At 46.7% G+C, this 332-nt stretch carries 2 rRNA genes; both read right to left on the bottom strand.

Going from position 1 to position 332, the window contains the following annotated elements:
- Nucleotides 1-98, bottom strand: a 5S ribosomal RNA gene (gene rrf / locus ABWW33_RS33040); the annotation flags it as partial.
- A 161-nt stretch (nt 99-259) separates the two neighbouring features.
- A 23S ribosomal RNA gene (locus ABWW33_RS33035) occupies nt 260-332 on the bottom strand; the annotation flags it as partial.

Raw genomic sequence — 332 nt, 5'->3', positions numbered from 1 at the left:
ACTTTCACACTGGTTGCAGCACTATCATCGGCGCAGAGTTGTTTCACGGTCCTGTTCGGGATGGGAAGGGGTGGGACCAACTTGCTATGGTCATCAGGCATTGACTTGTACTGGCGTCGCGTCTTTTTCCGCGCCGCCTGGAATCTGGAGGAAGTATTATAAACGATTTATATCGTTTATGCAGTAAATTTTCGGTAATGAAGTTGTATCAACGAACGCTCCAACGCACTTCTCATTCACCATAACCTGCCAAGGTTATAGGGACAAGCCGTACGGGCAATTAGTATCAGTTAGCTTAATGCATTACTGCACTTCCACACCTGACCTATCAA

Source organism: Duganella hordei, assembly GCF_040369125.1.
Classification (GTDB): domain Bacteria; phylum Pseudomonadota; class Gammaproteobacteria; order Burkholderiales; family Burkholderiaceae_D; genus Rugamonas; species Rugamonas hordei.
The sequence above is the reverse complement of the archived record's forward strand: the minus strand, read 5'-3'. Positions and strand labels throughout refer to the sequence as shown.